20 protein-coding genes and 1 other RNA gene are annotated in these 24768 nt (G+C 73.7%); all 21 read left to right on the top strand.

What is annotated here, in order from left to right:
• Window positions 1-77: 77 nt before the first annotated feature.
• Window positions 78-797, top strand: a complete 720-nt coding sequence (locus tag VQH23_RS16755) for an N-acetylmuramoyl-L-alanine amidase (RefSeq protein ID WP_338666117.1) — start codon at window positions 78-80, stop codon at window positions 795-797.
• A gap of 45 nt (window positions 798-842) precedes the next feature.
• An RNA gene (gene rnpB, locus VQH23_RS16750) (RNase P RNA component class A) lies at window positions 843-1249 on the top strand.
• A 286-nt stretch (window positions 1250-1535) separates the two neighbouring features.
• Window positions 1536-2048 (top strand): division/cell wall cluster transcriptional repressor MraZ, encoded by a 513-nt coding sequence (gene mraZ, locus VQH23_RS16745; protein ID WP_338661870.1) that lies wholly within the window; start codon window positions 1536-1538, stop codon window positions 2046-2048.
• Window positions 2049-2110: 62 nt separating this feature from the next.
• Window positions 2111-3022: a 16S rRNA (cytosine(1402)-N(4))-methyltransferase RsmH gene (rsmH, locus tag VQH23_RS16740; protein ID WP_338666116.1), complete on the top strand. Its 912-nt coding sequence runs from the start codon at window positions 2111-2113 to the stop codon at window positions 3020-3022.
• The gene (locus tag VQH23_RS16735; protein WP_338661869.1) at window positions 3019-4038 is read left to right on the top strand and encodes a hypothetical protein; all 1020 of its coding nucleotides are present in this window, start codon (window positions 3019-3021) and stop codon (window positions 4036-4038) included. The genes rsmH and VQH23_RS16735 overlap by 4 nt, the downstream gene beginning before the upstream one ends.
• Entirely contained in the window at window positions 4035-6098 is a 2064-nt protein-coding gene (locus tag VQH23_RS16730) for a penicillin-binding protein 2 (protein WP_338661868.1), read from the top strand. Before VQH23_RS16735 ends, VQH23_RS16730 begins: the two co-directional genes overlap by 4 nt.
• Entirely contained in the window at window positions 6085-7563 is a 1479-nt protein-coding gene (locus tag VQH23_RS16725) for a UDP-N-acetylmuramoyl-L-alanyl-D-glutamate--2,6-diaminopimelate ligase (protein WP_338661867.1), read from the top strand. The genes VQH23_RS16730 and VQH23_RS16725 overlap by 14 nt, the downstream gene beginning before the upstream one ends.
• Window positions 7560-8939 (top strand): UDP-N-acetylmuramoyl-tripeptide--D-alanyl-D-alanine ligase, encoded by a 1380-nt coding sequence (gene murF, locus VQH23_RS16720; RefSeq protein ID WP_338661866.1) that lies wholly within the window; start codon window positions 7560-7562, stop codon window positions 8937-8939. The genes VQH23_RS16725 and murF overlap by 4 nt, the downstream gene beginning before the upstream one ends.
• Window positions 8936-10021 carry a phospho-N-acetylmuramoyl-pentapeptide-transferase gene (gene mraY / locus VQH23_RS16715; RefSeq protein WP_338661865.1) on the top strand — a complete coding sequence of 362 codons (1086 nt, stop codon included), beginning with the start codon at window positions 8936-8938 and terminating at the stop codon, window positions 10019-10021. Before murF ends, mraY begins: the two co-directional genes overlap by 4 nt.
• On the top strand, window positions 10021-11379 hold the full coding sequence (murD, locus tag VQH23_RS16710) for a UDP-N-acetylmuramoyl-L-alanine--D-glutamate ligase (RefSeq protein ID WP_338661864.1): 1359 nt from the start codon (window positions 10021-10023) through the stop codon (window positions 11377-11379). The genes mraY and murD overlap by 1 nt, the downstream gene beginning before the upstream one ends.
• Window positions 11376-12521 carry an FtsW/RodA/SpoVE family cell cycle protein gene (locus VQH23_RS16705; protein WP_408904343.1) on the top strand — a complete coding sequence of 382 codons (1146 nt, stop codon included), beginning with the start codon at window positions 11376-11378 and terminating at the stop codon, window positions 12519-12521. The genes murD and VQH23_RS16705 overlap by 4 nt, the downstream gene beginning before the upstream one ends.
• The gene (gene murG, locus VQH23_RS16700) at window positions 12518-13648 is read left to right on the top strand and encodes an undecaprenyldiphospho-muramoylpentapeptide beta-N-acetylglucosaminyltransferase (RefSeq protein ID WP_338661862.1); all 1131 of its coding nucleotides are present in this window, start codon (window positions 12518-12520) and stop codon (window positions 13646-13648) included. Before VQH23_RS16705 ends, murG begins: the two co-directional genes overlap by 4 nt.
• A gap of 3 nt (window positions 13649-13651) precedes the next feature.
• Complete coding sequence (gene murC / locus VQH23_RS16695) at window positions 13652-15094, top strand: UDP-N-acetylmuramate--L-alanine ligase (protein ID WP_338661861.1); 1443 nt, start codon at window positions 13652-13654, stop codon at window positions 15092-15094.
• Window positions 15091-15996: a UDP-N-acetylmuramate dehydrogenase gene (murB, locus tag VQH23_RS16690; protein ID WP_338661860.1), complete on the top strand. Its 906-nt coding sequence runs from the start codon at window positions 15091-15093 to the stop codon at window positions 15994-15996. Before murC ends, murB begins: the two co-directional genes overlap by 4 nt.
• Window positions 15993-16946 (top strand): D-alanine--D-alanine ligase, encoded by a 954-nt coding sequence (locus VQH23_RS16685; protein ID WP_338661859.1) that lies wholly within the window; start codon window positions 15993-15995, stop codon window positions 16944-16946. The genes murB and VQH23_RS16685 overlap by 4 nt, the downstream gene beginning before the upstream one ends.
• Entirely contained in the window at window positions 16936-17832 is an 897-nt protein-coding gene (locus tag VQH23_RS16680) for a cell division protein FtsQ/DivIB (protein WP_338661858.1), read from the top strand. The genes VQH23_RS16685 and VQH23_RS16680 overlap by 11 nt, the downstream gene beginning before the upstream one ends.
• Window positions 17829-19130: a cell division protein FtsA gene (gene ftsA, locus VQH23_RS16675; RefSeq protein ID WP_338661857.1), complete on the top strand. Its 1302-nt coding sequence runs from the start codon at window positions 17829-17831 to the stop codon at window positions 19128-19130. The genes VQH23_RS16680 and ftsA overlap by 4 nt, the downstream gene beginning before the upstream one ends.
• Window positions 19131-19187: 57 nt before the next feature.
• Window positions 19188-20786 carry a cell division protein FtsZ gene (gene ftsZ / locus VQH23_RS16670; protein ID WP_338661856.1) on the top strand — a complete coding sequence of 533 codons (1599 nt, stop codon included), beginning with the start codon at window positions 19188-19190 and terminating at the stop codon, window positions 20784-20786.
• Between the two features lie 218 nt (window positions 20787-21004).
• Entirely contained in the window at window positions 21005-21958 is a 954-nt protein-coding gene (gene lpxC, locus VQH23_RS16665) for a UDP-3-O-acyl-N-acetylglucosamine deacetylase (RefSeq protein ID WP_338661855.1), read from the top strand.
• 79 nt (window positions 21959-22037) lie between these two features.
• Window positions 22038-22886 (top strand): outer membrane protein assembly factor BamD, encoded by an 849-nt coding sequence (locus VQH23_RS16660; RefSeq protein WP_338661854.1) that lies wholly within the window; start codon window positions 22038-22040, stop codon window positions 22884-22886.
• A 92-nt stretch (window positions 22887-22978) separates the two neighbouring features.
• Window positions 22979-24658 carry a DNA repair protein RecN gene (gene recN, locus VQH23_RS16655; RefSeq protein ID WP_338661853.1) on the top strand — a complete coding sequence of 560 codons (1680 nt, stop codon included), beginning with the start codon at window positions 22979-22981 and terminating at the stop codon, window positions 24656-24658.
• Window positions 24659-24768: the final 110 nt, after the last annotated feature.

Genomic DNA, 24768 nt, shown 5'->3' with positions numbered 1-24768 from the left:
GACAGCCCATCGGGCGCGAGGGCAGGACCGGCGGGCTGCCGCTGGTGCCGACCGAGGGCGGGCTGGCGATCAAGGAGCTGCCGAGCCCGAACCAGGAGGACCGCCCGCCCGGCGTTCCGATCGATACGCTGATCCTGCACTACACGGACATGGAGAGCGGCGCGGCGGCAATCGAGCGGCTGCGCGACCCGGCGGCCAAGGTCTCCGCCCACTACGTGGTGGAGGAGGACGGGGGGGTCTTCCGGCTGGTGCCGGAGGCGCGTCGGGCGGCCCATGCCGGCATCTCCCACTGGCGGGGGAACACGGGGCTGAACGCCCGCAGCATCGGGATCGAGGTGGTGAACCCCGGCCATTCCTGCGGCTACCGCCCCTTCCCCGCCCTGCAGATGGCGGCGCTGGCCGACCTGTGCCTGGAGATCCTGTCCCGCCATCCCATCCCCGCACGGAACGTGGTGGCGCACAGCGACGTGGCGCCGGACCGCAAGCGCGACCCGGGCGAGCTGTTCGACTGGCGGGGGCTGGCCTCGATCGGCGTGGGGCTGTGGCCGGAAGGCGTCGAGGGCGGCGACCTCTCCGCCGTGCCCGGCGGCTTGGTGCGGGCGGCGGAGCTGCTGCGGCGGATCGGCTACCCCGTGGACCCGGCCAGGCCGGACGTGGCGCTGGTGGCCTTCCAGCGGCACTGGCGGCAGGAGGAATGGGGCGGGCGGGCCGATGCGGGAACCCTGGCCCGGCTAGAGGCGGTGGCCGCGCTGGCGGAGGCGGATGGGGTCGTGGCGGAGCCGGCCGAGAAAGGCTGACCAGGTGGGTTGACCCTCTTGCCCCCGAGTCGCATACCCCGCCGGCCAGACGGCCGGACGACCGCTGCCGACCCCTTTTCGGGGTGGTGGAGGAAAGTCCGGGCTCCATGGGAAAACGGTGCCGGCTAACGGCCGGCGGGGGCGACCCCAGGGACAGTGCCACAGAGAAGAGACCGCCCCATCGCCGCAAGGCCGCGGGGCAAGGGTGAAACGGTGGGGTAAGAGCCCACCGCGCCCCTGGCGACAGGGGCGGCACGGCAAACCCCACCGGGAGCAAGGCCGAATAGGGATGGCCGGCGGGAATCCCCGGATTCGCCGCCAGGGGCTTCCCGCCCCGCCATCCGGGTTGGCCGCGAGAAGCCCCTGGCAACAGGGGTTCCAGAGGAATGGTCGTCCGGTTCCCGGGGCAACCCAGGGGCTGACAGAACCCGGCTTACAGGCCGTCTGGCCTCTTTTTCTTAATCAAACCTTCCAATTCATCCGCATAACCAATTGAATTGGTCGGATTTCGGCTGCGTTGCTCACCAGCAACAGTTTGTCGTGCGCACGCAATCGCGCTTGTTGACCCATCACGGCCCATGTTATCCCAAGTCATCCCGCAAGGGCCCGGACCTGAGGGGGGCGAGGGGCTGGCGGGATGGTCGGGTGAGCCGGCGGGGTCGGGGGGCCTCGCCGGCCATCTGATAGGGGAAAACACCAGTCGCCCAGTGCGGCCGCGAGGGGGCGGACGTCCAGCGGATGACCCAGTTCATGGGCACCTTCACGGGCAAGCTGGATCGGAAGGGGCGGGTCTCCGTTCCCGCCGCTTTCCGCGCCGCCCTGGAGCGCCTGGGCACGCAGGACGTCATCCTCCGTCTTTCCCACCGCGATCCCTGCGTCGAGGCCTGGCCGCAGCCGGCCTTCGAGGCGATGGCGGGCGGGCTGGAAGGGATGGACGCCTTCTCCGAGAACCTCGACGACCTCTCGCTCAGCCTCTTCGCCGATGCCTATCCGCTGCGGCCCGATGGCGAGGGGCGCGTGGTGCTGCCCGAGGACCTGATCACCCATGCCGGGCTGACGGAGGCGGTGAGCTTCGTCGGCAACGGGCGCTTCTTCCAGCTTTGGGAACCTGAGGCGGCCCGCAAGCGCGTGGAGCTGGCGCGCCAGCGGGCGCGCGACCGCGCCTTGACCGTGCCGGCCCGCCCCGGCGCGGCCGCGCCTGCCCCCCAGGCACCTTCCCCCATGCCTTTCCCTGGGGGAGGCCGCGCGTGAGCGACGCCCCCCTCCCTTCCCTCGTCGCGCCGGACCCCACCGGGGGTGGCCATGTCCCGGTCATGCTGGCCGAGGTGCTGGCGGCGCTCGCCCCGCGCGATGGCGCCATCCTGCTGGACGGCACCTTCGGCGGCGGCGGCTACAGCGCCGCCATCCTCTCCTCCGCCGCCTGCACCCTCTACGCCGTGGATCGCGACCCTGACGCGATCGCCCGCGGCGCCTCCCTCGTCGCCCGCTTCCCCGGCCGGCTGCACCTGGTGGAGGGGCGGTTCGGCGACATGCACGCCCTGATGGCGGATCGCGGCGTGGCGGCGCTGGACGGGGTGGTGCTCGACCTCGGCGTCTCCTCCTACCAGATCGACGAGGCCGATCGCGGCTTCTCCCTCCGCGCCGACGGGCCGCTGGACATGCGAATGGAGAGGTCCGGCCCCAGCGCGGCGGACCTGGTGAACACCCTGCCGGAGCGCGAGCTGGCCGACCTGCTGTGGGAGTTGGGCGAGGAGCGCCATTCCCGCCGGATCGCCCGCAAGATCGTGGCCGCGCGCGGCGACGCCCCCTTCGAGACGACACTGCAGCTCGCCGAGGCCATCCACATGGTCATGCCGCGCGACCCCTCGGGCATGGACAGCGCGACGCGGTCCTTCCAGGCGCTGCGGCTGCGCGTAAACGACGAGCTGGGCGAGGTGGAGCGCGGGCTGGAGGCGGCCATGGGGCTGCTGGCCCCCGGCGGGCGCCTCGTCGTCGTCTCCTTCCATTCGCTGGAGGACCGGATCGTGAAGCGCTTCATGCGCGACGCGGCGGGCCGCGCCCCTGGCGCGTCCCGCTTCGACCCGGCATCCCTCCTGCATGCCCAGAAGCCGGCGGGATTCCGCCTGCTCACCAACACCGCCCTGCGGCCATCATCCGCAGAGACAGACACGAATCCCCGCGCGCGATCCGCAAGGCTCCGCGCCATCGAGAGGCTGGCCGCATGATTCGACCGCTCACTTTCCTCTCGCTCGTCGCGGCCGCGGGGGCCGGGCTGCACCTCTACTCGGTGAAGCACGAGGTCTCGCAGCTGGAGAAGGTGCTGCGCGAGACGGTGCGCCAGACCGAGGCGGCACGGGAGCGCACGGCGGTGCTGCGGGCCGAGTGGGCGATGCTGAACGAGCCGGAGCGCCTGCGCGCCGCCACCCTGCGGGTGCTGCCGCTGGAGGTGATGCAGACCGCGCAGTTCGTGCGGCCGGCCGAGCTGGACCGGCGCCTGCCGGCCGCAGTGGCCTTCGCCGGCGCGCCGAGCCTCTTCACGCCCGCCCCGGGCGAGCGGGGCGGGGCCGCGGGCGACGTGGCGGTGGCCGCGGCGATGCCGGCGGCGGCTGCCGCGGCGGTGGCGATGGCCGGAGCGGCCCTGGCGGCCCCAGCCGCGGGGGCGACGGCGGCGCCCGTGGCGGATCTTAGCCTTCTCGCCGCCCTGCCCCTGCCCCCCGAGGCGCCCCCGCCGCCGCCTGCGCCCGTGCGCGCCGCGCCCGCCGAGCGGGCGGCCGCGCCGGTGGTCGTCGCGGAGCGCGCCCCGGTTGAGCGGGCCCCGGTGGAACGGGCAGTGGTGGAGCGGGCGGTGGCGGAGCGCCCGGCGCGGGTGGCGCCGCCGCACCTGCCGCAGGTGGCCTCGGCGCGCCTGCCTGAGCCTCGCGAGGTCGCGCCGCGCGACGCCGCCCCCCGTTTGGCCGAGCCCGTCCGCCGCCCCCGCCCGATTGACGCCCGCCCGCTCGAGCCCCGCGTGGCGGAGCGCGAGGTGGATCGCGGCATGAACCTGGCGGCGCCGCCGCAGCCGGCCGCCCTGCTGCGCACGGCGCTCCACATGCGCCCGAGCGCCCCGCCGCCCCCTGCCCCGGTGGCGCCGCCCATGGCCTCGTCCATGGGCTCCATGCTCGGGGGCGCGGCCCGGCCGATGCTCGCGCCGCCGGTGCCGGTTGCCAGTGCCAGCGCCGCCACGCTGGGCGCGGTGCGGTGAACGACCCCGCCGCCCCCGACCCGAACGCCGCCATCGCCTACCAGCTGCGCGAGCCCGTCCGGGCCGAGCGGGTGGGGGATGGGCGCAACGCCGCGCGGCTGGGTCAACCGGACCTGGCGCGCCGCGCGGTGCTGGAGAAGAGCCGCGGCCGGCTGGTGATCGCCGCCGCGGGCTTCGGCCTGCTCTACGGCGCCGTGGCGCTGAAGGCGACGGTCGCGACGGTGATCGACCCGCGCGAGCCGCGGCGCATGCCGACGGAGACGGCGTCGATCCCCCGGCCGGAGCCGGTGACGGGGCGCGCCCCGATCACGGACCGCAACGGGGAGATCCTCGCGGTCTCGCTGCCCGTCACGGCGCTCTACGCCAATCCCCGGCAGATCGAGAATCCGGCGGAGGTGGCCGCGCGGCTGGCCCGCGTGCTGCCGCAGCTGGACCGGGAGAGGCTGGTCGGGCGCCTGATGGGGGAGCGGCAGTTCTCCTACCTCGCCCGCGCGCTCACGCCGCGCGAGAAGCAGGCGGTGAACGACCTCGGCATCGCCGGGCTGCACTTCGAGGAGGGCGAGCGCCGCTACTACCCGCAGGGGCGGGCGGCGGTGCACGTGCTGGGCAACGTGGACGTGGACGGCGCGGGCCTCTCCGGCATGGAACGCTACCACGACGAGCGACTGCGGGCCCGCCCGCACGACCCGCTGCGGACCGCCATCGACATCCGCGTGCAGCTGGCGCTGCGCGACGGCGTGGCGAAGGCGATCGAGGACTTCTCCGGCATCGGCGGCGCCGGCGTGGTGCTGGATATCCACACGGGCGAAGTGCTGGCGATGGTGTCCCTGCCGGACTACGACGCGGGCGGCATCGGCGAGGCCTCGCCCGAGCAGCGCTTCAACCGCGTGACGGTCGGCACCTACGAGCCGGGCTCCACCTTCAAGCTGTTCACCGCCGCGGCCGCGCTGGAGTACGGCACCTCCAACGTCTACTCCAGCACCTTCAACGCGGCGCAGCCGATCCGCTTCGGGCGGTTCACCATCACGGACTACAAGGGCAAGAACCGCGTCATCACCTTCCCGGAGATGCTGGCCTACTCCTCCAACCTTGGCGCCGCGCACATGGCGCAGGGCTTCGGGCCGCAGCGGCAGCGCGAGTTCCTGGGGCGGATGGGCATGCTCTCCCGCCCGCAGATCGAGCTGACGGAGACGGCGGTGCCGATGGTGCCGCCGGCCAATGGCTGGCGCGAGATCAACATGCTGACCATCTCCTACGGCCACGGCATCGCCGTGACGCCGCTGCAGGTGGTGACCGGCGTCTCCGCCCTCGCCAATGGCGGCATCCTGCGCTCCCCCACCCTGCTGGCGCAGCCGCCGGGCACGCAGCGGGAGGGGACGCGCGTGATCAGCGAGCGCAACTCGGAGACGATGCGCCGGCTGATGCGGCTGGTGGTGACGGACGGCTCCGCCAAGGGCGCGGAGGTGGCGGGCTACTTCGTGGGCGGCAAGACCGGCACGGCGCAGAAGACCGGGCCGCGTGGCGGCTACCTGCCGAACAAGCGCATCGCGGCCTTCGTCGGCGCCTTCCCCATGCAGGCCCCGCGCTACGCCATCTACGTGATGGTGGACGAGCCGAACCCGAACGCGCGGTCTCACGGCTACGCGACGGCGGGCTGGGTGGCGGCGCCGGCGGCGGGCACCGTGATCTCCCGCATCGCGCCGGTGCTGGGGCTGGTGCCGGAGAACCCGCAGGACCCGGGCATCGTGCAGGCCGTCAGCATCCCGTTGCAGCCCGGGCGCGGGGGACCGCGCCCCGCCACCGCGGCCGCGCCCGCCGCGCGCCCCGCGGCGCCGCCCGCCGTGCCGGGGCGCCCGATGACAACGCCCGCGATCGCGCCGCGGCCGGCCGTGCCGCAGCCCGTGCCGTCCTCCCCCACCCTGGCGCCGCCCGTGCCGCTGCGGGTGACGGAGCTGGACGCGATGCGGGAGCAGGGCGTCAGCCGGATCCGCTTCACCATGGCCGCGCAGGCCGCCACCCTCACCGGCCCCGGGGCGGTGACGAGCCATGAGGCTCGATGACCTGATGGCCCGGCTGGACTCCGTCGCGATCCGCTTCGAGGGCCGGCCCGAGGTGACGGCGCTGACGGCGGACAGCCGGCAGGTGGTGCCGGGCGCCCTCTTCGCCGCGCTGCCGGGCGCGCGCACGGATGGCCGCGCGCATATCGAGGAGGCGGTGCGCCGCGGCGCCGCGGCGGTGCTGGCGCCGGAGGGGACGGAGTGGCCGCCCGGGGTGCCGCCGCGCCCGCTGGTGACGGCCGCCGACGCGCGGCGCGCGCTGGCGCTGATGGCCGCGCGCTTCCACGGCGCGCAGCCCCGCACGGTGGTGGCCGTGACGGGGACGAACGGCAAGACGAGCACGGCCGACTTCCTGCGCCAGATCTGGGCCGATGGCGGGGAGCGCGCGGCGTCCATGGGGACACTGGGCCTGGTGGCGGACGGCTTCCCGCCCGGACCTTCGCTGACGACGCCCGACCCCGTCTCGCTGCACGCGACGCTGGCCGCGGTGGCGCGCGCCGGGGTGACGCACGCGGCGATGGAGGCCTCCTCCCACGGGCTGGAACAGCGGCGGCTGGACGGGGTGATGCTGGCGGGTGCCGGCTTCTCCAACCTGACGCGCGACCACCTGGACTACCACGGCACGATCGAGGAGTACCGCGCGGCGAAGCTGCGACTGCTCGACACGCTGCTGGAGGCGGGGCGCCCGGCGGTGGCGAACGCGGACATGGACGGGGCGACGCTGGCCGCCATCCGCTCCATCGCGGCCCGGCGCCGGCTGCGGCTGATGACGGTGGGCGAGGCGGGGGCCGACCTGCGCCTGCTGCGCCACGCGCCGCTGGCGGACGGGCAGGAGATGGAGGTCAGCCTCTTCGGCATGCGGCAGGTGCTGCACCTGCCGCTGGTCGGGCGCTACCAGGCGGACAACGTGATGCTGGCGGCGGCGCTGGCCGTGGCGACGGGGCTTCCGGCGGACCGCGTGCTGCGCGCCCTGCCCCGCCTTTCCGGCGTGCGCGGGCGGATGGAGCTGGCGGCCCGGCTGCCGAACGGGGCGGCGGTCTACGTGGACTACGCCCACACGCCGGACGCGCTGGAGCGGCTGCTGACCGCGCTGCGGCCGCATGCCGCGCGCTTGCACGTGGTGTTCGGCGCCGGCGGGGACCGGGATCCCGGCAAGCGGCCGCTGATGGGTGCGGCGGCGGCGCGGCTGGCCGACCGGGTGGTGGTGACGGACGACAATCCCCGCAGCGAGGACCCGGCCGCGATCCGGGCAGCGGTGCTGGCGGGCTGCAACAGCGTGAGTGCAGGGGGCGGCATCGACATCGGCGGGCGGGAGGCGGCGATCGCGGAGGCGATGGCGGCGCTCGGGCCCGGGGACGTGCTGGCGGTGGCCGGCAAGGGGCATGAGAGCGGGCAGACGGTCGGCGGGGTGACGCATCCCTTCGACGACGTTTCCGTGGTGCGGGCGCTGGCGGGAAGTGCGGCGTGAGCGCGGCGCTGTGGGACACGGCCGCGCTGCGCGCGGCGACGGGCGGCGACGTGCCGGAGGGCGTGGCGGTGACCGGCGTGTCCATCGACAGCCGGAGCGCCAGTCCGGGCGATCTTTTCGTCGCGCTGCGGGACGCGCGCGACGGCCATGATTTCGTGCCGGACGCGCTGGCGCGCGGCGCGGCCTGCGCGATGGTGGACCGTGACGTGCCCGGCGTGGGGCCGCTGCTGCGCGTGGGGGACACGCTGGCAGGGCTGACGGCGCTGGGTGCCGCAGGGCGGGCACGGTCCGCCGCGCGCTTCGTCGCCGTGACGGGCAGCGTGGGCAAGACGACCACGAAGGAGATGCTGGCGGCCGGACTCTCCGCCTGCGGGTCCGTGCACGCGGCGGTGGCGAGCTACAACAATCACTGGGGCGTGCCGCTGACCCTGGCGCGGATGCCGCTCGGTGCCGGGTTCGGTGTGATCGAGCTGGGGATGAACAACCGGGGCGAGATCGCGCCCCTCTCCCGCCTCGCGCGGCCGCATGTGGCGGTCATCACCACCATCGCGCCGGCCCATCTCGGGCGGCTGGGCTCCATGGAGGCGATCGCGGAGGAGAAGGCCGACATTGTCCTGGGCCTGGAGCCCGGCGGGGTGGCGGTGATTCCGGCGGAGGGGCCCTGCGCCGATCTGCTGCGCCGGCGCGCGGAGGAGGCGGGCGTGCGCGCCGTGCCCTTCGGCGAGGGCGGCGCGGCAAGTTTGCTGGAGTGGGAGGGCGGGGCCGAGAGTCAGTCCTTCCGCGTCTCGCTCGGCGGTGAGAGCTACGACGTGTCCCTGCCCGTTCCCGGCCGGCACATGGCGATGAACGCGGTGGCCTGCCTGGCCGCCGCGCGGGCGCTTGGGGCCGATGTCCGGCGCTTCGCGGAAGGGCTGGCGGGCTTCGCGCCGCTGGCCGGGCGGGGAGCGCGCGTCACGATCCCCGTGGCGGGCGGCTCGGTGCTGCTGCTCGACGAATCCTACAATGCCAATACGACCTCCATGCGTGCGGCCCTTGCCGTGCTGGCGGCACAGGAAGGAACGCGGCGCGTGGCCGTGATGGGTGATATGCTGGAACTTGGTAACGAGGGCGCGGCGATGCACGCCGGCCTGGCCGCGGATGCGGCGGCAAGCGCGGATATCGTGTTCACCTGCGGCCCGCAGATGGCGGCGCTGCACGATGCGCTGCCGGCGGACAAGCGCGGCGCGCACGCGGCGGACAGCGCGGCGCTGGCGCCGATCGTGGCGGATGCGCTGCGGGCGCGGGATTCCGTGCTGGTGAAGGGCTCGCTCGGCAGCCGCATGGCGGTGGTGGTGCGCGCGATCAAGGCCGTTGGCGCGCAGGGAGCGGCGGCATGATCCCCGCCCTGCTCGCCGGCCCCGGCGACCTCATCATTTTCAACCTGCTGCGCTACGTCACCTTCCGCGCGGGCGCGGCCTGCCTGACGGCGCTGGTGCTCTCCATGGTCTTCGGCCCGATGGTGATCCGCTGGCTGCGCGGCTTCCAGCGCGGAGGCCAGCCGATCCGGGCGGACGGGCCGGAGCGGCACCTGATCGAGAAGAAGGGCACGCCCACCATGGGCGGCGTGCTGATCCTGCTGGCGCTCTCCATCTCCACCCTGCTCTGGGCGGATCTGCGGAACGGATTGGTCTGGGCGGTGCTGGCCGTCACCCTCGGCTTCGGGCTGCTGGGCTTCGCGGATGACTGGCTGAAGGTGACGAAGCGGAACACCAAGGGCGTCTCCGCCCGCGGCAAGCTGGTGGTGCAGTTCGGGCTGGCGCTGGTGATCGCCATCGCCATCCTCTACCTGCTGCCGCCCGGGCTGAACGACGGGCTGACGGTGCCGGTGTTCAAGGACATCATCATCCCCTTCGGCATCTTCTTCCCACTGGTGGGGATGCTGGTGATGGTCGGCGCCTCCAACGCCGTGAACCTGACGGACGGGCTGGACGGGCTGGCGATCGTGCCCGTCATGATCGCGGCCGGCGTCTTCGCCATCATCGCCTACCTTGTCGGCAACCGCGTCTTCGCGGACTACCTGCAGGTGGTCTTCGTGCCCGGCACCGGAGAGCTGGCCGTGTTCCTCTCCGCGCTCATCGGGGCGGGGCTGGGCTTCCTGTGGTTCAACGCGCCGCCGGCGGCGGTGTTCATGGGCGATACGGGCAGCCTGGCGCTGGGCGGCGCGCTCGGCGCCGTGGCGGTGGCGACGAAGCACGAGGTGGTGCTGGCCATCGTCGGCGGCGTCTTCGTGGTGGAGACCCTCTCGGTGGTCATCCAGGTCTTCTGGTTCAAGCGCACGGGGCGCCGCGTGTTCCTGATGGCGCCGCTGCACCACCACTACGAGAAGAAGGGATGGTCGGAGCCGACCATCGTGATCCGGTTCTGGATCATCTCCATGATCCTGGCCCTCATCGGCCTTTCCACGCTGAAGATCCGGTGATGGAGCCCGTCGCCCCTCCTTTCGCAGGACAGCGCGTCGCGGTTCTCGGGCTGGGGCGGGCCGGGCTTCCGGCCGCGCGCCGCCTGCGCGAATGGGGCGCGGACGTCACGGCCTGGGACGACGGCGAGGCGGCGCGGGCCGCGGCGGAGGCGGCGGGGATCGCCACCGGGCAGCCGGAGGGTTTCGACCTGCTTATGATCTCCCCGGGGATCCCGCACCGGGGGCCGAAGGCGCACCCGCTCGCGCGGCGGGCGGCGGAGATCGGCGCGCCGGTGCTGTGCGACGTGGAGTTCCTCTACCGGGCCGTGCGTGCCGCCAGCAGCAGGGCGCGCTTCGTCGGAATCACCGGCACGAACGGCAAGTCCACCACCACGGCGCTTCTGGACCACGTCGCGCGCGCGGCGGGGATGACGGTGGCAACGGGCGGCAATCTCGGCCCGCCGGCGCTGGACATGCCGGTGCTACCGGATGACGGCGTGTACATCCTGGAGATGTCCTCCTACTCGGCGGAGCGGCTGGACCGGGCGCGCTTCGAGCTCGGGGCCTTGCTGAATCTCTCCCCGGACCACCTGGACCGACACGGCGACATGGCCGGCTACGCCGCCGCGAAGGCGCGGGTGATGCTCGGCAACGAGATCGCGGTCTTCGGGATGGACGATGCGGAGACGCGCGCGGTGGCCGCGGCGCATGGCGGGCGGGTGGTGCCGGTCTCCGGTCACGCGCCGCAGCCCGGCGGGATCTGGGGCGAGGGCGCGCTGCTGCGGGACGATGCCGGCGTAATCGCTGATCTCTCGGGCGCGCTGGCCCTGCCCGGGCCGCACAACGCGCAGAACGCGGCCGCCGCGGCGGCGCTGGCCTTCGGGCTCGGCATCGCGCGGGAGACCGTGGCGCAGGCGTTGCTCACCTATCCCGGCCTGCCGCACCGGCAGGAGCGGGTGGGCGAGGTGGACGGGATCGTCTTCCTCAACGACAGCAAGGCGACGAACGCGGACAGCACCGCCTATGCCCTGGCCTGCCATGAGCGCGTGGTCTGGATCGCCGGCGGCGTGCCGAAGGCGGGCGGGATCGTGCCGCTGGCGCCCCTCTTCCCCCGCGTGGCGGAGGCGCTGCTGATCGGGCAGGCGGCGGAGGAGTTCGCGACCACCCTGGCCGAGCACGGCGTGCCGCACCGGATCGCCGGCACGCTGGACGCCGCGGTCCTCCAGGGTCTGGAGGCGGCGCGGCGGACGGGCAGCGGCGCGGTGCTGCTCTCCCCGGCCTGCGCCTCCTTCGACCAGTTCCGTTCCTTCGAGGCGCGGGGCGATGCCTTCCGCGACCTTGTCCGCAACCTTGCCCACCGTGAAGCGGAGGCCGCCTGATGGCACTCTCCCGCGCCGATACCTCCACCCTCGGCCGCTGGTGGTGGAGCGTGGACCGCTGGACGCTGGCGGCCCTCCTCACCCTCGTGGGCTTCGGCTACGTCATGGTGCTGGCGGCGGCGCCAGCGGTGGCTGAGCGCATCGGCGCGGCCTCCCGCAACATGTTCTTCGCCAAGCAGGTGTTCTTCCTGGCCGGCGCCTCCGCGGTGATGGCGGGCGTCTCCCTGCTCTCGCCGAAGGGGGTCAGGCGGCTGGCGATGCTCGGCTTCTTCGGCGCGCTGCTGCTGACGATCGCGACGCTGTTCATCGGCGCGGAGGTGAAGGGCGCGCGGCGCTGGCTGAACCTGCCGCTGCTCGGCTCGCTGCAGCCGTCCGAGTTCCTGAAGCCCTGCTTCGCCGTCTTCGCCGCCTGGCTGATCTCCGAGGCGAAGCTGGCGGGGCGGCGCGGGGCGGCGATGTGGGCCGTGGCGCTGGCCGCCTACCTCTTCGTGGCGCTGGTGCTGCAGCGCCAGCCGGATATCGGCATGCTGCTCGTCGTCACCGCGGTGTTCTTCGCGCAGGTCTTCGTGGCCGGGATCAACCTCGCCCTCGTCGGCGGGCTGGGGCTGCTGGGGGCCTCCGGCGTGGTCGGCGCCTACTTCCTGTTTGACCACGTCCACAAGCGCGTGAACCAGTTCCTCTTCGGGGAGGGCGGGAACAGCTACCAGGTGGACGTGGCGCTGGAGGCCTTCGGCGCCGGCGGGATGATGGGCGTGGGCCCGGGCGAGGGCCGGATGAAGAACGTGCTGCCGGACGCGCACGCCGACTTCGTCTTCGCCGTGGTGGGGGAGGAGTTCGGGCTGATGATCTGCCTTCTCATCCTCGGCCTCTTCGCGTTCGTCGTGGTGCGGGGGATGATGCGGCTGCTGGCGGAGACGGACCTCTTCGTCATCCTTGCCGCTGCCGGGCTGCTGACCCAGTTCGGGCTCCAGGCCTTCATAAATATGGCCTCCTCCCTGCACCTCATCCCCACCAAGGGGATGACGCTGCCCTTCGTCTCCTACGGCGGCTCCTCCGTCATCGCCATCGCGCTCGGCATGGGGTTCCTGCTGGCCCTCACCCGCAAGCGGATGAGCCGGGCCGAGGAGGGGGCGAACTCGTGAGGGGTCCTGTCGCCCGCCCCATCGTCGTCGCGGCCGGCGGCACGGGCGGGCACTTCTTCCCGGCCGAGGCGCTTGCGGCGGCCCTGATCGGGCGCGGGGAGCGGGTGGCGCTGATGACCGACGCGCGCTCCTCCTCCCTCAACAGCCCGACCTTCGCCAATTCGGAGCGCTTCGTGCTGCAGGGCTCCGGCCTGGCAGGGCACGGGGTGCTAGGCGCGGCGAAGGGCGCGCTGGCGCTGATGCGCGGCACGGTGGAGGCGCGGCGGCTGCTGCTGGACCTCAACCCGGCGGCGGTGGTCGGCTTCGGCGGATACCCCTCCGTGCCGCCGCTGCTGGCGGCGCGTCTGGTCCCGGCCTCCCGCCGGCCGATGACGGTGCTGCACGAGCAGAACGCGGTGCTCGGCCGCGCCAACCGCGCGCTGTCCCGCGGGGCGGACCTGCTGGCACTCCCCTTCGAGGGCACGGCCCGCGTGCCGGCGGGGGTGCGGGCGGAGGTGCTGGGCAACCCTGTGCGCCCGGCGATCGCGGCGCTGCACGGCGGGGGCTACGCGCCGCCGCTCGACGAGGTGCGGATCCTCGTGCTCGGCGGTTCGCTCGGCGCGCGGGTCTTCTCCGACGTGGTACCGGCCGCCATCGCCGCCCTGCCGGAGGCGGATCGCCGCCGGCTGCGAGTGGTGCAGCAGTGCCGCCAGGAGGACATGGACCGCACCCGCACTGCCTATGCCGCGACCGGAGTGAAGGCGGAGCTGGCGCCCTTCTTCGGCGACGTCGCGGCGCGGCTCTCCGCCGCCCATCTGGTGATCGCGCGCGCAGGCGCCTCGACGGTGGCGGAGATCGCCTGCGCCGGGCGGCCGAGCCTTCTCGTGCCCCTTCCCCACGCCATCGACGACCACCAGACCGGGAACGCCCGTTCCCTTTCGGAGCGCGGGGCGGCCGAATTGATCCCGCAGGCGAGCTTCACGCCCCAATCCCTTGCCGCCGCGCTGAAAAAATTTCTGCAGGCGCCGGAAACCCTGGACGGAATGGCCCGTGCTGCGGCACTTCTCGGAAGACCGGACGCGGCCGAGAGGCTGGCCGACCGGGTCCTCTCACTCGTGGCGGCGACGCCCATCGGGAAAGTGCCCTAGCCCATGCGCGCGCTGCCGCTGAACATCGGCCCCATTCACTTCGTCGGGATCGGCGGCATCGGCATGTCGGGTATCGCCGAGGTGCTGCACAACCTCGGCTACCAGGTCCAGGGCAGCGACATCGCGGAGGGCTACAACGTCACCCGCCTGCGCGAGGCCGGCATCACGGTGGCGATCGGGCATGACGCGGCGAACCTGGGCCAGGCGCAGGTCGTCGTCATCTCCTCCGCCGTGAAGCGCGACAACCCCGAGGTGCAGGAGGCCCGGAAGCGCTTCCTGCCCGTGGTGCGCCGCGCGGAGATGCTGGCGGAGCTGATGCGGCTGAAGTGGTCCATCGCCGTCGGCGGCACGCACGGGAAGACGACCACCACCTCCCTCGTCGCCTGCGTGCTGGAGGCGGCGAAGATCGACCCCACCGTGATCAACGGCGGCATCATCAATGCCTACGGCACCAACACGCGGCTGGGCGCCGGCGAGTGGATGGTGGTGGAGGCCGACGAGAGCGACGGGTCCTTCCTGAAGCTCCCGGCCGTGGTCGCCGTGGTGACGAACATGGACCCCGAGCACCTGGACCACTGGGGGACGGCGGATGCGATGAAGGAGGGCTACGCCAACTTCGTCGGCAACATCCCCTTCTACGGCTTCGCCGTGCTCTGCGCCGACCATCCGGAGGTGCAGGCGATGATCCCGCGCCTGTCGGACCGCCGCCTGATCACCTACGGCTTCTCCCCCCAGGCGGATGTGCGGGCGGAGCGGGTGATCACGGACCGCATGGGCGCCACCTTCGACGTGGTGGTGCAGGACCGGCTTTCCCGCCGCACGCGGCACCTGAAGCCCTTCCGCCTGCCGATGCTCGGCCAGCACAACGTGCTGAACGCGCTGGCGGCCATCGCCATCGGTGTGGAGATGGAGGTGCCGGAGGAGACGATCCGCATGGCGCTGGCCGGGTTCAAGGGCGTGAAGCGCCGCTTCACCCTGGCCGGGCAGGTCGGCAACATCACGGTGATCGACGATTACGGCCACCACCCCGTGGAGATCGCGGCGGTGCTGAAGGCCGCGCGGCAGGCCGGGGCAAAGGACGTGATCGCGGTGGTTCAGCCGCACCGCTACTCCCGGCTCGACGCGCTGTTCGACGAGTTCTGCACCTGCATGAACGACGCGGGCACGGTGATCGTGGCCGATGTCTACGCGGCCGGGGAGCAGCCGATCGAGGGGCGGGACAAGGACGGGCTGGTCGAGGGGCTGCGTGCGCACGGCCACCGCTCCGTGGTGCCCCTACCCTCCCCCGACCATCTCGCGGAGATGGTGCACGCCATCGCGCGGCCGGGGGACTACGTGGTCTGCCTCGGCGCAGGGAACATCACGAACTGGGCGCACGCGCTGCCGGCGCAGCTGACGGAGCTGCAGGCGAAGAGTGGCCCGCGCCGGATCAAGGGCGCGGCATGAGCGCTTCCGTCCACATGACGGAGGCCCCGCTTCCCGGCCTGCGCGGCCGCGTTCAGAAGGACGCGCCGCTGGGGCCGGGCACGTGGTTCCGCGTGGGCGGCCCTGCGGACTGGCTGGTGCGCCCGGCCGACCTGGACGACCTGCTGCGCCTGCTGCGGCGGGCAGAGGCGCCGGTCACGGTGATGAGCGCGGCTTCCAACCTCATCGTGCGGGATGGCGGGGTGCGCGGGATCGTGCTGCGCCTCGCTCGCGGCTTCGGCGAAGTGGAGATGGAGGCCGACGGCATCGTGGCGGGCGCCGCGGCGCTGGACGCGAACGTGGCGGAGCACGCGGCGGCCGCCGGGCTCTCCGGGCTGGAGTTCCTCTCCGGCATCCCCGGCAGCATCGGCGGCGCGGTGGCGATGAATGCCGGCGCCTACGGCGCCGAGGTGGCGGAGGTGCTGGACTGGGCGGAGATCGCCACGGTGGACGGGCTGCTGCGCGTGCGCGCGGCCGATCTGCGGCTCTCCTACCGCCGGTCCCAGCTGCCGCCGGGCGGGATCGTGGTGCGCGCGCGCTTCCGCGCCACCCCGGGCGACAAGGACGCGATCGCGGCGCGGATGGCGGAGATCCGCGAGAGCCGGGAGGCGACGCAGCCCGTGCGGGCGCGCACCGGCGGCTCCACCTTCGCCAACCCGCCGGGCCACAAGGCCTGGGCACTGGTCGACGCCGCAGGCTGCCGGGGCAAGGTCCTGGGCGGCGCGCAGGTGAGCGAGAAGCACTGCAACTTCCTCCTCAACACCGGTGACGCTACGGCGGCCGATCTCGAGGACCTGGGCGAGGCGGTGCGCGCCGCCGTCCTCGCGCATTCCGGCATCGCGCTGGAGTGGGAGATCAAGCGCATCGGGGAGCGCGCGGCATGACCCGTGTCACGGTCCTTCTGGGCGGCCTGTCCAGCGAGCGGGAGGTCTCCCTCTCCTCCGGGCGGGAGATCGCGGCGGCGCTGCGGACGGCGGGGTTCGAGGTCTCGACCCTCGACCCCGGCCCGGACCTCGGCGCTGTGGTGGCGGGCATCGCGGCCACCAGGCCGGAGGTGGTGTTCAACGCGCTGCACGGCCGCTTCGGCGAGGACGGCTCCATCCAGGGCGTGCTGGACTGGATGAGCATCCCCTACACCCATTCCGGGCTGCGCGCCTCGGCGATCGCGATGGACAAGGCGGCGGCCAAGGGTGCCTTCGCCGCGGCCGGGTTGCCGGTCGCGCCGCACCGGTTGCTGGAGGCTTCCGCCCTGGCGGAGGCGGACCCCCTGCCCTTCCCATACGTAGTGAAGCCGGTGCGGGAGGGATCCTCCGTCGGCGTGCACATCCTGCGCGGCGGCGACAACCGGCGGGCAGAGATCGCGGCCACCTGGCAATGGGGCGAGATCATCGCCGAGCCCTACATCCCTGGCCGCGAGCTGACCGTGGCCGTGATGGAGGATCGCGCGCTGGCGGTGACGGAAATCGACACCAGCCGCACCTTCTACGACTACGACGCGAAGTACGCCGATGGCGGTTCCGCCCACACGATCCCGGCGCGCGTGCCGGACGAGGTTGCCGCGCGCGCGATGCAGGTGGCCGTGGCCGCGCACGCGGCGCTGGGCTGCCGGGGCGTGAGCCGCAGCGACTTCCGCTGGGACGACAGCCGCCCCGGCGCGGATGGGCTGGTGCTGCTGGAGGTGAACACCCAGCCGGGCATGACGCCCACCTCCCTGGTGCCGGAGCAGGCGGCGTATCGGGGCATCACCTTCCCCGAGCTCTGCGCCTGGATGGTGAAGCAGGCCCGGCACGACGGGCTGGAGCGCGGGCCGAAGGGGATGCGCGATGCCGCGTAAGCTCCAGGCCGGCATCCGCGCCCGCCCGGCCCCGCCGGAGCCGGTGCGGCCGAGCGCGCTGCGCCTCTGGCTGCGCCGGAAGCGCCCGATGCTGCGCCCGGCGGCGAAGGCCGGCGCAGTGCTCGCCCTGTGCGGCGTCGCGGCGCTCGGCGTCGCGCAGCTCGATCCGGCCAGCCGGTTCTCGGCCGCCGTGGAGGGCGCGACGGCCAGCCTCGGCGAGCGCGTCAGCGGGTTGGTGGTCAGCGCCGTGCGGGTGGAGGGCGCGCGCAACACGCCCGCGGGGCAGCTCCGCCAGGCGCTGGCCGTGCGCGTCGGCGACTCCGTTCTCGGCTTCTCCCCGGATCGCGCGCGGGAGCGGCTGGAGGCGATTCCCTGGATCGAGGAGGCGGAGGTGCAGCGCCACCTCTCCGGCCTCGTGCTGGTGCGGGTGAAGGAGCGGCAGCCCTTCGCGATCTGGCAGAACAACGGCCGCTTCGCGATCGTGGACCGGGAGGGCCGCACGGTCGCGACGGACCGGCTGGACGCCTTCGGCCCCCTGCCTCTGATCGTCGGCGCGGGCGCGGAGAAGGGCGCGGCGCCCCTCTACGACCTGTTGGGCGACGCGCCGGACGTGAAGGCCCGCACCCAGGCCCTGGTCCGCATCGGGGAGCGCCGCTGGAACCTGCGCCTGCACAGCGGCACGGACGTCCTGCTGCCGGAAGGGCATGAGGAGGCGGCGATCCAGCGCCTGGCGGAGCTGCAGCGGCAGAACCAGCTGCTGGACCGCCCGATGCAGGTCGTGGACCTGCGCCTGCCGGACCGGATGGTGCTGCGCCCCATCGCTTCTCCGGCGGCGGAGCCCGCGGCCACCCCGGCCGCGGCCCGCGCCCGCGGGAGGAACGGGTGAACGCCGTGGCGCGCGTGCCCGACGGCGCCGGGCCCGGCCTTCCACCGGCCCGCCCGCGCCATCCCCGCGCGCGCAGCGGCAACTTCGGCGTGCTGGACATCGGCAGCACGAAGATCGTCTGCGTCATCGCCCGGATCGAGCCGGACGGGCTGCCCCGCGCTCTCGGCTACGGCTGGCAGCGCAGCCACGGGGTGAAGGGCGGCAACATCACCGACCTGGCCGCGGCCGAGCGCGCCATCCGCGCCGCCGTGGCCCACGCGGAGGACATGGCGCACACGAAGCTCTCGGGCGTCATCGTCAACCTCTCCTGCGGGCAGCCCGGCAGCCGCCAGCGCCACGTGCAGTGGACCATCGGCGGCCGCGCCGTGACCGAGGCCGACCTGCGCGCCATGGTGAACGAGGGGCGCCGCCGCATGGCGGAGGAAGGGCGGGAGGCGATCCACGCCCTGCCCCTGAACTTCACGCTCGATGCCACCCCCGGCGTCTCCGACCCGCGCGGCATGCTCGGCGAGAGCCTCGGCGTGCGGTTGCACATCGTGGACGCCGCCTCCGCCTCGCTCCGCAACCTCGGCAACGGGCTGCTGCGCTGCGATCTGGAGGTGGAGGAGCCGGTCTCCGCGCCCTACGCCGCCGCCCTCTCGGCCCTGGGCGAGGATGAGCGGGAGCTGGGCGCGACGGTGATCGACATGGGCGGCGGCACCACCACGCTGGCCGTGGTGCATGAGGGATTGCTGCTGCACACGGCCCAGGTGCCCGTGGGCGGCTGGCAGGTCACGAACGACCTCGCCCGCGGCCTCTCTACCCCGCTGGACCAGGCGGAGCGGCTGAAGACGATGTTCGGCAGCCTCTTCGGCACGATCGAGGACGAGCGGGAGATGCTCTCCCTCTCCCAGATCGGGGAGGACGGGGAGAGCCTCGCCCGCGTGCCCCGCGCCCAGATGCTCTCCATCATCCGCCCGCGGGTGGAGGAAACGCTGGAGCTCGTGCGGGACCGACTGGCCGAGGCCCATCTGGGGCCGGAGGCCGGGCAGCGCGTGGTGCTGACCGGCGGCGCCAGCCAGCTGGTGGGCATGCGGGAAACGGCCGCGCGGATCCTCGGGCGGCAGGTGCGGCTGGGGCGCCCTGCCCCGGTCCGCGGCCTGCCGGAGGCCTTCCACGCGCCCGGATTCGCGACCACGCTGGGCCTTGTCGCCTGGGGCGGCGGCGAGGGGCGGCCGGCGCTGGATTTCGATGACGTTTCGCAGGGATCGCGGGGCGTTTTCGCGCGTTTCGTCAATTGGCTCCGGGACCGGGTGTGATGCATAAGGGCCTGGGGGCGATTCGTTTTCATCGCGTCTTCGAAGGGGGCTAGAACGATGACGCTGAACTTGACCATTCCGCGGCAGCAACACACGGATTTCACGCCGCGTATCACGGTCATCGGCGTGGGCGGCGCGGGCTGCAACGCGGTGAACAACATGATCGGCATGGGGCTGGACGGGGTCGAGTTCCTCGTCGCCAACACCGATGCCCAGCAGCTGGTGAACAGCCGCGCGGAGCGCCGCGTGCAGCTCGGCCCGCACCTGACGCAGGGCCTGGGCGCCGGCGCCAAGCCCGAGATCGGCCGCGCGGCGGCGGAGGAGGCCACCGAGGACCTCGCCCGCCACCTCGAGGGCGTGCACATGATCTTCATCACCGCCGGCATGGGCGGCGGCACCGGCACGGGGGCGGCGCCGGTGATCGCCCGCATGGCGCGCGAGCGCGGCGTGCTGACCGTGGGCGTGGTGACGAAGCCCTTCGACTTCGAGGGCCCGAAGCGCCGCCGCTCCGCCGAGCAGGGGCTGGAGGAGCTGCAGCAGTACGTTGATACGCTGATCATCGTCCCCAACCAGAATCTGTTCCGTAAGGCCAATGAGCGGACGACCTTCGCCGAGGCCTTCAAGATGGCCGACGACGTCCTCTACATGGGCGTGCGCGGCGTCTCCGACCTGATGACGAACCCGGGGCTCGTGAACCTCGACTTCGCCGATATCCGCACCGTGATGGCGGAGATGGGCAAGGCGATGATGGGCACGGGCGAGGCCGAGGGCGACGACCGCGCCGTGAAGGCCGCCGAGGCCGCCATCAGCAACCCGCTGCTGGAGGACACCTCCATGCGCGGCGCGCGTGGCGTGCTGATCAACATCACCGGCGGCTACGACATGACGCTGTTCGAGGTCGACGAGGCCGCGAACCGCATCCGCCGCGAGGTGGACGAGGACGCGAACATCATCTTCGGCACCAGCGTGGACGAGACGCTGAACGGCCGGCTCCGCCTCTCCGTGGTCGCCACGGGCATCGACGCGGTGTCCGAGGCGAAGCAGGAGGTGCAGGCCGAGGCGCCGCGCGTGGTGGCGATCGGCGGCGGCGCGCCCGTCTCCATGGCCCCGCAGGCCCCGGGCGGCTTCGTGCCCGGCGCGCAGCACGCCCCGGCCATGCGCCCGGCCGTGGTGCAGCCCGGCGCCGGCCGGCCCGCCCCGGTGATCGGTGCCCCGCGCGTGGCCGCCGTGTCCCCAACCCCCACCGCCCCGATGGGCTCCCCCATCGGTGCCCCGGTGATCGCCCCTGCGCCGAGTGCCGGCCCGCGCATGCCCATGGCGATGCGCCGCGCGACGGTGGAGACCGGGAACGTCCCGATGGAGCCGGTGGCCGAGGCCCCGGCCCCCGCGCCGATGGCCCCGGTGGCCGCCCCGCCCCTGAACGCCACTCCGGTCTCCCGCGTGGCGCCCGCCCCGCAGGCCCCGTCGGCCGCCCCGACCGGCGGGCTGGGCGGCATCTTCCGCCGCGCCACCGGGATCGGCGGCATGCGCCGCACCCTGCCGGAGCAGGCGGAGGCCCCGCCGGCGGCCCCCGCCGCCGCCCCCCAGCGCCCCCAGGCGCAGGAGGACGGGATGGGTCTGGACATCCCCACCTTCCTTCGCCGCCAGGGCAACTGAACCGCCCACTCCGGCGCAGGCCGGGGGTGAAACGGTTTCGGAAGGGCCTCGCCGGGATATCGGCGGGGCCCTTCTCCGTTCAAGAAAAATGCATTAGAACAGTACCTTACGGCGAAACATGGAGAAACAACGCTTGACTGGCACTGGCCGTGCTGCGGTGCGAATTTCCATCTTGCCGGAGCGTTGATGCCGGCACGGAACGGTATCCGGGGTCCCAGATGGACGGTTTCTTCCCGATCGGCACGGCGCGGGCGCGGACGCTGAAGTCCGCGATCGGCTGCGTGGGCGTCGGCCTGCACTCCGGCGCGCGCGCCGCCCTGATGCTGCGCCCGGCGGAGGCCGGCGCGGGCATCGTCTTCCGCCGCACGGACCTCGGCGTCGAGATCCCCGCCCGGCACGACCTGGTGAGCGACACCCGCCTCTGCACCGCCATCGGCGAGGGCCAGGCCCGCATCGGCACGATCGAGCACGTGATGGCCGCGCTGGCCGCGCTCGGCGTGACGGACGCCGTCGTCGAGGTGGACGGTCCGGAGATCCCCATCCTGGACGGTTCCGCCGCCCCCTTCATCTTCCTTCTGGACTGCGCCGGGCTGGTGGAGCTGGACGCGCCCCTGCGCGCCATCGAGATCCTTCGGACCGTGCGCGTGCAGGAGGGCGAGGGCCCGGACGCCGCCTGGGCCGAGCTCTCCCCCGGCGAGGGGCCGGGCTTCGAGGCGGAGCTGAGCATCGACTTTGGCGCCACCGCCATCGGCCGCCAGTCCCTCTCCATGCCGGTGACGGAGGACGGGTTCCGCGCCGTGCTCGCCGATGCCCGCACCTTTACCATGGCGGAGGACATCGCCCGCCTCCGCTCCGTGGGCCTGGCCCGCGGCGGGTCGCTGGCGAACGCGGTGGTGGTGGACGGGCCGCTGGTGGTGAACCCCGGCGGGCTGCGCCACGCGGACGAGTTCGTGCGGCACAAGATGCTGGACGTGGTGGGGGACCTGGCCCTGGCCGGCGCCCCGCTGCGCGGCCGCTTCCGCGGCCACCGCTCCGGCCACGCCCTGAACAACCGGGTGCTGCGCGCCCTGCTCGCCGATCCCCGCGCCTGGCGCTGGGCGGGCGAGGCGGCGCCGGTAACGGCCCTCGCGGGCGCCACCGCCCGCCTGCCCATGGCGGCCGCGCCGGCCTGAGCGGCCGGTGCCCGCATCCTCCCCCGGGCCCCGCGGGAGGTGTCGCGCGGGGCGGGGCCCATGCTATAGAGCCGCCGCCATGACCATCCGCCGCCTCGCGATCCTGCCCGCCCTTCTCGCCCCCCTCGCCCTGGGCGGGTGCGAGAGCCTCAACTTCTGGGACGGCCGGGACAGCTCCCTCCGCCCGCAGGGCGCGAGCTACGCCGACATGTCGCCGGAGGCCCTCTACGCCGCCGGGCTGGAGGCCCTGAAGGCCGAGCGCTACGCCCAGGCCGTGCAGCTCTTCGAGGCGGTGGAGCGCGACCACCCCTATTCCAGCTGGGCCGCCAATGCCCGGCTGATGAGCGGCTACGCCGAGTACTCCCGCAACCGCTACACGGAGGCGCTGGCGCAGCTGGACCGCTTCATCCAGCTCTCCCCCGCCCACCGGGACATCGCCTACGCCTACTACCTGCGCGGCCTCTGCTACTACGAGCAGATTGCCGACGCGCAGCGCGACCAGCAGGGCACGGAGACGGCCATGGTCGCGCTGCAGGACGTGGTCAACCGCTTCCCCAACTCCACCTACGCCCGCGACGCCCGGCTGAAGATCGACCTGGCCCGCGATCACCTCGCGGGCAAGGAGATGAACATCGGCCGCTTCTACGAGCAGCGCCGCCTCTACGCCGCCGCCATCGGGCGCTTCCGCAGCGTGGTGGAGAACTACCAGACCACCAACCACACGCCGGAGGCCCTGTACCGGCTGACGGAGATCTACCTCGCCCTCGGCCTGCCGGAGGAGGCGAAGAAGACGGCCTCCGTGCTCGGCCACAACTACCCGGGCAGCCCCTGGTACCAGGACAGCTACGCGCTGCTGGTGGATGGCGCCCCTTCCGCCGAGGGCAACCGCCCGGGCTTCCTGCGGCGCGCGGCCAACACCATCTTCTGAGCATGCGCTCAGGCCCGATGCCCGACCCTTTCCGTAGCAGAGCGGACTCACGCCTCCGGGCGTGTCCGCCCTCCGGTGGTCAGCCCTAAGGCGTGCTCGCCTCCCTCTCCATCCGCGACGTGGTGCTGATCGAGCGCCTGGACCTCTCCTTCGCTGGGGGGCTCTCGGTGCTCACCGGCGAGACGGGCGCGGGCAAGTCCATCCTGCTGGACAGCCTCGGCCTCGCGCTCGGCCAGCGGGCCGAGGCGGGCATGGTGCGCGCCGGACAGGCCCAGGCCGGGGTGGTGGCGGTGTTCCACCCGCCCGCCGGTCATCCCGCCCACGCGCTGCTGGCGGACCAGGGCATCGAGTCCGAGGACGAGATCGTCGTCCGCCGCATCGTGACGGCCGATGGCCGGTCCCGCGCCTTCGTCAACGACGAGCCGGTGGGGGTGGCGATGCTGCGCCGCCTCGGCGCGCTGCTGGTGGAGGTGCAGGGCCAGCACGATCAGGTGGGGCTGGCCGATCCGGCCACCCATGCCGGGCTGCTGGACGCCTTCGGCGGGCTGGAGCCGCGCCGTGGCGCCGTGGCCGAGGCCTACCGCACCTGGAAGGGTGCGGAGCGGGCGCTGCGGGACGCGCAGGAGGCCATCGCCGCCGCCCAGCGCGACGAGGAGTGGCTGCGCCACGCGGTGGAGGAGCTCTCCGACCTAGCCCCGCAGGAGGGCGAGGAGGACGCGCTCGCCTCCGAGCGGCAGGCGCTGCAGGGCGGGGAGCGGCGGGCCGAGGCGCTCGCCGCGGCGCTTTCCGAATTGCAGCCGCGGGATCGCCGCGGCGGCGGGGCGCCGGCCGCCGCCCTGCGGAACGCCGCGCGGGCGCTGGAGCGGCTGACCCCGGCCTCCGAGGAGGTGGGCAACGCCCTCGCCGCCCTCGCGGCCGCGCAGGACGCGCTGGCCGAGGCGGAGAACGTGCTAGAGCGGCTGGCGGACGACGCCGGCTCCGACCCTCGGCGGCTCGAAGGGGTGGAGGAGCGGCTCTTCGCCCTTCGCGCCGCCGCGCGGAAGCACCTCGTGGCGGTGGTGGACCTGCCGGGGCACCTGGCGTCCCTGAAGGACCGGCTGGCGAACCTGGACGCGGGCACGGGCCGCGTGGCGGCGCTGGACGCGGCGGCGAAGGAGGCGCGCGCGGCCTATGCGGCGGCGGCCGACGCCCTGACCGGCGCCCGGCGGGACCACGCGGCGAAGCTGGAGAAGGCGGTGGCGAAGGAGCTGGCGCCGCTGAAGCTGGACCGCGCCCGGCTGCACATCGAGATCGCGGCGCGCGAGGAGACGGGCTGGGGCCCGGACGGGCAGGACCGTGTGACCTTCCTCGTCACCACCAACCCCGGGCAAAAGCCGGGGATGCTGGCGAAGATCGCTTCGGGCGGCGAGCTCTCCCGCCTGATGCTGGCGCTGAAGGTGGTGCTGGCGCGGGGATCGCCCGTGCCGACCCTGGTGTTCGACGAGGTGGACAGCGGCATCGGCGGCGCCACGGCGGCGGCGGTGGGGGACCGGCTGGCGCGGGTGGCGGAGCGGCTGCAGGTGCTGGTGGTGACCCATTCCCCCCAGGTGGCGGCGCGCGGCAACCGGCACTTCCAGGTGGCCAAGGGCGTGCGGGGGGAGCGGGCGGAGACGCGGGTGACGCCGCTGGAGCCCGGCGCCCGGCGCGAGGAGATCGCGCGGATGCTGGCCGGGGAGCGGGTGACGGAAGCGGCGCGGGCGGCGGCGGACGAGCTGCTGGCGGGGGCGGCGTGACCGGCCCGCCGGCCGCGCGGGATGACGGCCGGGCGGGCGGAAAAATCAACCGCTGACGCAAAGGCGATCGGCGGAGGTCCCCTCGCCCGCTGGCGCCATCGGCATCCCGA

Source organism: Pararoseomonas sp. SCSIO 73927, assembly GCF_037040815.1.
Taxonomy (GTDB): domain Bacteria; phylum Pseudomonadota; class Alphaproteobacteria; order Acetobacterales; family Acetobacteraceae; genus Roseomonas.
This window is presented reverse-complemented; position numbering and strand designations above follow the sequence as displayed.

What these genes read in the sequence shown, in the direction of transcription:
- VQH23_RS16660 (WP_338661854.1), top strand. Translation starts at nt 22,038, where the DNA reads ATGACCATCCGCCGCCTCGCGATCCTGCCCGCCCTTCTCGCCCCCCTC.
- mraZ (WP_338661870.1), top strand. Translation starts at nt 1,536, where the DNA reads ATGACCCAGTTCATGGGCACCTTCACGGGCAAGCTGGATCGGAAGGGG.
- lpxC (WP_338661855.1), top strand. Translation starts at nt 21,005, where the DNA reads ATGGACGGTTTCTTCCCGATCGGCACGGCGCGGGCGCGGACGCTGAAG.
- mraY (WP_338661865.1), top strand. Translation starts at nt 8,936, where the DNA reads ATGATCCCCGCCCTGCTCGCCGGCCCCGGCGACCTCATCATTTTCAAC.
- VQH23_RS16685 (WP_338661859.1), top strand. Translation starts at nt 15,993, where the DNA reads ATGACCCGTGTCACGGTCCTTCTGGGCGGCCTGTCCAGCGAGCGGGAG.
- ftsZ (WP_338661856.1), top strand. Translation starts at nt 19,188, where the DNA reads ATGACGCTGAACTTGACCATTCCGCGGCAGCAACACACGGATTTCACG.
- rsmH (WP_338666116.1), top strand. Translation starts at nt 2,111, where the DNA reads ATGCTGGCCGAGGTGCTGGCGGCGCTCGCCCCGCGCGATGGCGCCATC.
- murC (WP_338661861.1), top strand. Translation starts at nt 13,652, where the DNA reads ATGCGCGCGCTGCCGCTGAACATCGGCCCCATTCACTTCGTCGGGATC.
- murB (WP_338661860.1), top strand. Translation starts at nt 15,091, where the DNA reads ATGAGCGCTTCCGTCCACATGACGGAGGCCCCGCTTCCCGGCCTGCGC.
- VQH23_RS16680 (WP_338661858.1), top strand. Translation starts at nt 16,936, where the DNA reads ATGCCGCGTAAGCTCCAGGCCGGCATCCGCGCCCGCCCGGCCCCGCCG.
- murD (WP_338661864.1), top strand. Translation starts at nt 10,021, where the DNA reads ATGGAGCCCGTCGCCCCTCCTTTCGCAGGACAGCGCGTCGCGGTTCTC.
- VQH23_RS16725 (WP_338661867.1), top strand. Translation starts at nt 6,085, where the DNA reads ATGAGGCTCGATGACCTGATGGCCCGGCTGGACTCCGTCGCGATCCGC.
- VQH23_RS16735 (WP_338661869.1), top strand. Translation starts at nt 3,019, where the DNA reads ATGATTCGACCGCTCACTTTCCTCTCGCTCGTCGCGGCCGCGGGGGCC.